Annotated in this window: 7 protein-coding genes and 3 tRNA genes; 5 read left to right on the top strand and 5 right to left on the bottom strand. The window is 73.8% G+C overall.

The features are described 5' to 3' along the window. A partial coding sequence (locus Q6969_RS10785; protein ID WP_317230434.1) for an NlpC/P60 family protein occupies window positions 1–959 on the bottom strand: 959 nt, incomplete at its 3' end. Window positions 960–972: 13 nt separating this feature from the next. After that, entirely contained in the window at window positions 973–2,268 is a 1,296-nt protein-coding gene (locus tag Q6969_RS10780; protein ID WP_317230433.1) for a peptidoglycan DD-metalloendopeptidase family protein, read from the bottom strand. Between the two features lie 460 nt (window positions 2,269–2,728). On the opposite strand from Q6969_RS10780, the gene Q6969_RS10775 reads away from it, so the two are divergent. The 3 genes from Q6969_RS10775 to Q6969_RS10765 all read left to right on the top strand — a co-directional run bounded on the left by Q6969_RS10775 (window position 2,729) and on the right by Q6969_RS10765 (window position 3,043). Further along, window positions 2,729–2,804 (top strand) — tRNA-Glu (locus tag Q6969_RS10775). Window positions 2,805–2,824: 20 nt separating this feature from the next. Then, window positions 2,825–2,901 (top strand) — tRNA-Asp (locus Q6969_RS10770). A 69-nt stretch (window positions 2,902–2,970) separates the two neighbouring features. Beyond that, window positions 2,971–3,043, top strand: a tRNA-Phe gene (locus Q6969_RS10765). A 100-nt stretch (window positions 3,044–3,143) separates the two neighbouring features. Here the strand turns inward: Q6969_RS10765 and Q6969_RS10760 are convergent. Further along, entirely contained in the window at window positions 3,144–3,677 is a 534-nt protein-coding gene (locus tag Q6969_RS10760; RefSeq protein ID WP_317230432.1) for an O-acetyl-ADP-ribose deacetylase, read from the bottom strand. A gap of 292 nt (window positions 3,678–3,969) precedes the next feature. On the opposite strand from Q6969_RS10760, the gene Q6969_RS10755 reads away from it, so the two are divergent. Then, complete coding sequence (locus Q6969_RS10755) at window positions 3,970–5,805, top strand: glycoside hydrolase family 15 protein (protein ID WP_317230431.1); 1,836 nt, start codon at window positions 3,970–3,972, stop codon at window positions 5,803–5,805. A 56-nt stretch (window positions 5,806–5,861) separates the two neighbouring features. Here Q6969_RS10755 and Q6969_RS10750 read toward each other — a convergent pair whose 3' ends face one another. Both Q6969_RS10750 and Q6969_RS10745 read right to left on the bottom strand, forming a co-directional pair. Beyond that, a complete protein-coding gene (locus Q6969_RS10750) occupies window positions 5,862–6,608 on the bottom strand; it encodes a DUF2071 domain-containing protein (protein ID WP_317230430.1) in 747 nt (248 codons plus the stop codon). Continuing rightward, complete coding sequence (locus Q6969_RS10745) at window positions 6,605–7,111, bottom strand: MarR family transcriptional regulator (protein ID WP_317230435.1); 507 nt, start codon at window positions 7,109–7,111, stop codon at window positions 6,605–6,607. The genes Q6969_RS10750 and Q6969_RS10745 overlap by 4 nt, the downstream gene beginning before the upstream one ends. 81 nt (window positions 7,112–7,192) lie before the next feature. Here Q6969_RS10745 and Q6969_RS10740 point away from each other — a divergent pair. Beyond that, on the top strand, window positions 7,193–7,910 hold a 718-nt coding region (locus tag Q6969_RS10740), incomplete at its 3' end, for a TspO/MBR family protein (protein ID WP_317230429.1).

Here is a 7,910-nt window from a genome sequence, read left to right as displayed (position 1 = left end):
TGCGGCGGCGCGGGCTGGGGTCCCGGCTGCTGGGGTGCGGGCTGCTGGGGCGCGGGCTGGGCGGGCGCGGCGGCGCTCGAGCCGCCACCGGTAGAGGCGCCGCCGCCCGACGAGGATCCCCCACCCGACGAGGCTCCGCCACCGGTCGACGAACCGCCGTCTGTGGAGCCGGATCCCGCCGACGGTGCCGCCGCCGCCGGGATGGCCGGCTGCGTGAGGCTCTGGATGTACTGGGCCTCGATCTCGGACGTGGAGTCCTTCAGCAGCGCGAGCTGCGCGATGAGCTGGTCGCTGTTGCGCGTCTGCTCCGCCACCGCGGCCGCGGCCGTCGCGGCCGCGCCGTCGGCTGCCGCCAGCGACTCCTCCGCCTCGTCGGCGAGACGGGCGAGCTCGTCCTTCGCGATCTGCGCCTGGTCGCTGAGCGACGCCGCGCTGTTGCGGTCCGAGAGGGCCTGCGCGTACACGGTCTGCGTGCTCTCGGAGAGCTTCGACATGGTGCCGAGCGAGCGCAGCAGCTCCTCGGCGTCGTCGCCGTCGGAGGCGAGCAGGCTCGCCGTGATGTCCTGGCCGCCGGCGCGCGCGAGGTGGCTCGCGAGGAGACCGGCCCGCATCCGGCTGGTGAGGGCTGCGGCCTGGGCCTCGTCGGCCTTCTGCTGCAGGCGCTCGAGCTTCTCGGCCTGCGCGTCGCGCGCCGCCTGGGCCTGCGCGTAGGCCTCCCCCGCGATCATCGCCTCCTTGTTGGCCTGGTCGGCCGACTCCTGGAGTCCCGTCGCGAGCTCGGTGACCCGCTCGATGGCGGTCTGCGTCTGCGCCTCGTCCGCCTTCGCCGCCTGCACGTCGGCCCACGAGGGGTAGTCCGTGGCGGCGAACGCGGTCTGGGCGGCGACGCCGCTGGAGACCGCGATCGCGCCCACGGCGAGCGTGGAGATGACGACCGTGGTCGGGCGGAGGTGGGTCATGTCGTTCCTCATGTCAGTGCGTGCTGGTGATGGAGACGCCCTGGCCGTGCATGAACGCCACCGGATCGGTGGGGTTCCCGTTCAGGCGGATCTCGAAGTGGGAGTGGCAGCCGGTCGAGCCGCCCGTGGTGCCGGTGATCGCGATGGGCTGGCCGGCGACGACCTGCTGCCCGTTCCGCACCAGGGTCCCTCCGTTGGCGATGTGCCCGTAGGCGGAGGAGACGCCGCCGCCGTGGTCGATGCGGATGTAGTTCCCGTAGCCGCCGTTCCATCCCGCGAAGACGACCATGCCGGAGTGCACGGCGTACTGGGTGGTGCCGCACGTGGCGCCCCGGACGAGGTCCTCGCCGGCGTGGAAGATCATGCGGTGCTGGATGGGGTGGAAGCGGGGGCCGTAGTAGCCGCTCGTGTAGGCGCCGGGGAGCGGGGCGGTCCAGCCGGACGCGCTGATCTGGCCGGGCGACACGTCGCCGCCCGCGCGGCCCTGGCTGGCGGCGAGCGCGTCGGCCTCGGCCTGGCGCTTGCGGACGCCCGCCTGGTAGTCGTCCTCCGTGGCCTCGCGGTCCTCCGCCATCACCGCGAGCTTCGCGTCGGCATCGGCCTTCTGCACGGTCTGCTCCTCGAGCGCCGTCTCGAGGGCCGCCTGCGCGTCGGCGGCCTCCGTCAGGAGCTGCTCGGCCTTGGCCTTGAGGGCGTCGAGCTCGGTGAGCGCGACCTGGGCCTGGTCGCTCAGGGACTTGGCCGCGTTGCGGTCCTGCAGGGCGATGACGTAGATGCGGTCGGACTTCTCGGCGACCTTGCTCATCGTGCCGAGCTTGTCGAGGAGGTCGTCGGTGCCGTCGCCCTCGCTGAGCAGCAGGGTGCCGGAGAGGTTCTGCCCGCCCGAGCGCATGAGCTGCTTCGCGAGTCCCGCCGCCTGCTCCTGCGAGCGCGTGGCCTTCTCGTCCGCCGCGTCGACCTTCCGCTGCAGCTGGACGGTGTCCTCGTACTTGTCGTCGGCCGCCTGCTGCGCCTCGTCGTGCTCCTCGCCGCGCTTCGTCACGAGCGCCCGGGCGTCGGTGACCTGCTGCTCGAGGGCGGCGACCTCGTCGGTGATGCGCTGGACCAGGTCCTTCTGCGCCTGCTCGTCCCCGCGCGCCTTCTGCACGTCGTCCCAGGAGGCGAACGTCTCGGCGTGGGCGGGGGCGGCGATCGACCCGGTGAGGAGGACCGCGAGCACCGCGACGACGGCCTGCAGCCCGCGGCGTCCGCCCAGGCGCGTGCGCGGGACGCGTGCCGTGCGCGCGCTCCGGTGGAGTTCCGTGTCCATGGTGATCCCGATCATCGTGTCGCCCGGCTGGCCGGCTGCGCCTCCCCGCGGGGCCGGCGGGGTGCCGCGGATCGCATCCGCCACACCGTCACCGGCTCTCACAGTAACAACGGGGATCGTCGGCGCACAGCGCGCACGATGCGGGGATCCGCGCGGGGATCCCCTCCCGGGAGGGTCGAGCGAAGGCTAACCCCGCCGACGGCGGGCGCCGGGGCAGCGCGCGGGACGTGTCGGCGATCCCGCAGCCGTGGCGTGCCGGTCGGCGCCGACGGGCCCTCGCGCGGGGCGCGCGCTCCGCCGGAGGTGCCTCTCGATGATGCGCGACGGGACCGCGACACGCCGTCGGATCCGCATGCCCGCGCGGTGCGTCCCGTCGCTCGGACCGTCGATTTGAGTCCTCGCCCGGCATGCGGTTATGCTGACGTGTCGGTTGCTGCAGACCTGGGAGACCAGGGCGAGCGGCCCCATCGTTTAGCGGCCTAGGACGGCGCCCTTTCACGGCGCTAACACGGGTTCGAATCCCGTTGGGGTCACCACAGCAGAGATCGACACGCAAGGCCCTGTAGCGCAGCTGGTTAGCGTGCCGCCCTGTCACGGCGGAGGTCGCGGGTTCAAGTCCCGTCAGGGTCGCCACGGATGTGAAGCCCTCTCACACGAGAGGGCTTCTGTCCGATGTGGGCGACTTCTCGAAGTCGCCCGCTCGCCTGGGTAGCTCAGTTGGTAGAGCGTTCGACTGAAAATCGAAAGGTCCGCGGATCGACGCCGCGTCCAGGCACATCACGCCGGTCCCCGTCCTCGACGGCAGGGCCGGCGTCCTGCTTTCCCCCCGGGTGCGCGTTCCGAGCCCGTCGACCTCGATGGCGCGGCCCCGTCCCTCAGGCGTCGGACGCGAGCGCCGCATCGAAGGCGGACAGCACCTCGTCCGAGAAGAGCACGAAGCGCACGAGCTCGAGGCCGGCACCCCGCCCCTCGGCGAGCGCCCCGCGCACCGCGGCGACCGCCACGCGCGCCGCGTCGTCCACCGGCCAGCCGTAGACGCCGGCCGAGACCGCGGGGAACGCGACGGTGCGGATCCCGAGGCCGGCCGCGACCTCGATCGAGCGGCGGTACGCGCTCGCGAGAACAGCGGTGCGGTCGTCGGTCGCGGACCACACCGGGCCGACCGCGTGGATCACGTGCCGGGCCGGGAGCCGGAATCCCGGGGTCGCGACCGCATCGCCCGCGGGCAGGCCGTCGGGGAGCCGGTCGGCTCGGATGCGGCGGCACGCGGCCAGGAGCTCGGGGCCGGCCGCGCGGTGGATCGCGCCGTCCACTCCCCCGCCGCCGAGGAGCGACGAGTTGGCCGCGTCCACGATCGCGTCGACGTCCTGCCGGGTGATGTCGCCGCGGACGGCCTCGAGTCGGGTCATGCACCCAGCCTGCACCGCGTGGAGCAGGAGAGGAGAAGAGGAGGGGGAGGTGGCCCGTGCGGACGGCGCTGTCCCACGGGCGGTGACCGGAACCGTTCGGGTTGGCTCCGGGCCCATCAGCCGTATTCGGAACGTGCTGGAAAACGGTTTGCACGAGTTCGAGGCCACAGGCGCGGCGAACCGCGCACGGCGAGCCGTCATGTCCCGCGACTCCCCCGCGCAGGCCGAGCACCGGGGGTCCGGGGATACTGGAGGGGTCGGTGCCCCGCCTGCCGGCGTCGACAGGAGTCCCATGGCCACGCCCGCAACCCGCCCCGTCCCCGAGCGGATCGACGGCTACATCGCGCTCCGCAGCTACGCCGCCATCGGGGACGGCCGCACCGTCGCGCTCATCGCCGAGGACGGCGACATCGACTGGCTGCCGCTGCCCGACCTGCACACGCCGCCCGCGTTCGCCGCCATCATCGACGCGCCGCACGGGGGGCGCTTCACGCTGCGGCCCGACGAGGACTTCGAGGTCGCCCGGGCCTACGTCCCCGGCACCAACGTGCTCACCACCATCTTCACCACCGCGTCCGGGAGCGTGCGGGTCACGGACGCGCTCATCACCGGCGTCGCCGGACGCCTCCCGTGGTCGGAGCTCGGCCGCCGCGTCGAGGGGCTGACCGGCTCGGTCGCGATGAGCTGGCGGGTCGCGCCCGGAACCGCGCTCGGCACCTCGTCACCGTGGGTGCAGTCGACGCACAACGGACCCGTGATCCGCGTGGACGGCGTCACGCTGGCGGTCGTCGGGTTCGAGCACGGGCCCGCGGAGCCCGGCACGCAGTCCCTGTCGGGGGCCTTCACGACGGGGAAGGGGTCGCGCCACATGATCACGATGGTCGGGACCGAGCGCGAGCCCGTGCGGATCCCGAACCCGGAGATCGTCGACCAGGGCATCGACCGCACCATCCGCAACTGGGAGAACTGGAGCGCCGAGTTCCGGTACGACGGCGAGTGGGCCGACGCCGTGCAGCGCAGCGCCCTCGCGCTCAAGCTGCTCGTGCACGCCCCCACCGGGTCCATCGCCGCGGCCGCGACGACGTCGCTCCCCGAGCGGATGGGCGGCGGCAAGAACTGGGACTACCGCTTCGCCTGGGTGAGGGACCTCGCCTACACCGTGAACGCGCTGGTCAAGTTCGGCCTCCGCGAGGAGACCCACGCCGCCGTGTCGTGGATGCTCCGCACGATCCGCGACAACGGCCCCGACCTGCACGTCTTCTACTCCCTCCAGGGCGGCGTGCCCGAGGGCAGCACCGAGCCGGAGGTGCCGGGCTGGCGGGGCGTCGGCCCCGTGGTCGACGGCAACGACGCGCAGGCGCAGCTGCAGCTCGGCGTGTACGGCGACCTGTTCGACGTGGTGCGGACCTACGTCCGCGACGGCAACGTGCTCGACGCGGACACCGGCCGGCTCCTCGCCACCTTCGCCGACCGCGCCTGCGACATGTGGCAGCGCCGCGACGCCGGCATGTGGGAGCTCGAGGACGAGCAGCACTACACCACGTCGAAGCTCGGCTGCTGGCAGGCGCTCGACTGCGCGGTGGAGCTCGCGGAGCTCGGCCAGATCCCCGGCGTGCCCGACCGGTGGCGGGCCGAGCGCGACCGCATCCGCACGTGGGTCGAGGAGGAGTGCTGGGACGAGGGCCGCGGCGCCTACGTGATGCACCCGGGCAGCCAGCGGCTCGACGCGAGCATCCTCCTGCATTCCATCTCCGGCTTCGACCGCGGCGAGCGCATGTCGCGGACGCTCGACGCCCTCCGGTCCGAGCTCGGCCGCGGACCGCTGCTGTACCGCTACTCGGGGATGCCGGAGGAGGAGGGCACGTTCACGGCCTGCGGCTTCTGGATGGCCGGGGCGCTCGCCTGCGTGGGCCGGATGGACGAGGCCCGCGAGCTCATGGACGAGCTCGTCGCCCTCGGCAACGACGTGGGTCTCTACTCCGAGATGATCGACGCCGCGGACGACTCCTTCCTCGGCAACCTGCCGCAGGGGCTCAGCCACCTCGCGCTCGTCAGCGCGGCGATCACCATCGACGAGCTCGCGGGCGGGAAGGCCCGGTCCACGCGGACTCCGCGCGAGGACCGCTGACGCGGATCGCGGTCACGCGGACGTGACGCGCGTCCGAGCGCGGCGTCCGCGGGGCGTCAGGCGTCGGCGCGGGGACGCAGCGGTCCGGCGAACTCCGTGCGCACGCCGCGGGAGAACAGCACGGAGTCCGGGGCGCGGTCGACGACCCCGGGGAGGCCGGCGGCCGCCACCAGCTCGTCGTCGAGGTCGACGAGCTCCGCGCGCTCGAGCGTCCACGCGTCGTGCGTGTTCGGCCAGTACCGCGTGACGCCGCCGCGCGCGACGTGCATGCCCCAGCGCGCCGTGAGGAAGTCGGCCAGCGGATCGCCCTCCACCTCCTCGCCGAGGGGACGCACCGAGATGCGCGACGACGGGCGCGCGCCCGTGCGCCGGCGCGACGTGTAGGTGACCACGCCGTCGCGCTCCCCGTGCGTCATCGACGCCCACATGTACGGCAGGCCGAGGCCCACGCGCGCGCCGAGCACCGGGAGCAGCTTCGCCGCCTCGAGGGACCGGAACACGACCCCCCGGCGGCCGTCGTCGCCGACGCTGTAGAGGCGGACGTTGAGCTCGGCGAACGTGCCGGCCCACGGCACGGCCGGCAGCGGCGGGAAGGCGCTGCGGGACAGCACGAACGGGATGAGGCCGACCCAGCTGGAGCCGTCGTGCACGTCGGGGCGCGTGCCCGGCGGGAGGAGCGGGGCGACGAGCGCGGGATCCACGCGCCAGTGCACGAAGGCGAGGTCGCTCCACCGCTGGCGGATGACCGCGCGGCCGGGCAGGTCGGGGGCAGCGGCGGAGACCGGGTCCGCGGGGCGGGTCATCGGCGGGGCCGGGCGGAGGCGGAGGCGGGTTCGGAATCGGATGGCGCGGCGGCGGGCGGCGCGGCGGCAGGAGCGGGGCGGCCGGCCGCGCGGATCACGTCGATGAGGCCCCGGCGCATCTCCTCGGAGCGGGTGAGCTCGGGGAGGACGTCGCGCTCGAGGTCCTGCGCGCGCGACCAGGCCTCCGCGCCGGCGTCCGTGCGGGCGACGACGTGCCGGCGGCGGTCGTCGGGATCCGGTGCGCGCGACACCAGGCCCTCGCGCTCCAGGCGCTCGAGCGTGCGCGACATGGTCTGCGTCTCGACGTGCGCGGAGCGGGCGAGCTGGATCTGGCTGAGCGGCCCGTCGCGGAGCAGGTGCAGGGCGATGAGCCCCGCGTGCGTGACCCCCAGGGTCGCGAGCGCCTCCGCCCATGCGTGCTCGACGGCCCGCGCGGCGGTGGACAGCAGCCGTCCCGTGGGCCAGCTGGCGAGCTGGTCCTCCGCGGACACCTCTCCGGCCATCAGCACCTCTCCCTGCTAGTGTGATCATCAGCAGGCTTACTATCCGCCTGCTGACATTTCCATCGTAGAGGAGCAGGCCGCATGGGCACCGTGAAGGACATCGTCCGCCAGATCGTCGTCATCTCGAGCATGGTGTTCGCCATCGTGGGCTCCGCGTTCGGCTCCGGCGCGTTCAGCGACGAGAGCATCCAGAACGCGTCGAGCGGTGCGCTCAGCGCGAGCTACACCCCCGTAGCGCCGGCCGGCCCCGCCTTCTCCATCTGGAGCGTCATCTACCTCGGCCTCGTCGCGTACACGATCTGGCAGGCGCTCCCCGCCCAGCGCGCCGACGAGCGCCAGCGCCGCGTCGGCTACCCGGTCGCCATCACCCTCGTGCTCAACGCCGCGTGGATCCTCAGCGCGCAGGCCGGTCTCCTCGTGCTGAGCGGCGTCGTCATCGTCGCGCTGCTCGTGACGCTGATCTGGACCTTCCGCGCGCTCCTCGCCACCCGGCCGCGGAACCTCGTCGAGGGCATCGTGCTCGACGGCACCATGGGCCTCTACCTCGGCTGGGTGAGCGTCGCGACGATCGCGAACATCACGTCCATCCTCACCGCCTCCGGCTTCCAGCCCGGGACGGCCGGCCGCGACGCGTGGGCCGTCGTGCTCCTCCTCGTCGCCGGGGCGGTCGGCGTGCTGCTCGCGCTCCGCGACGGCGGGCGGCTCGCGCCGACCGCGGCCATCGCGTGGGGGCTCTCCTGGGTCGCCGTCGGACGGCTCACCGGCGAGCTCCTCTCGACGCCCGCGGCCGTCGCGGCGC

This window comes from Clavibacter sp. MX14-G9D (assembly GCF_032917815.1).
Classification (GTDB): domain Bacteria; phylum Actinomycetota; class Actinomycetes; order Actinomycetales; family Microbacteriaceae; genus Clavibacter; species Clavibacter michiganensis_K.
Note: the sequence above shows the minus strand (reverse complement) of the source record. Positions and strands in the feature narration are given on the sequence as shown.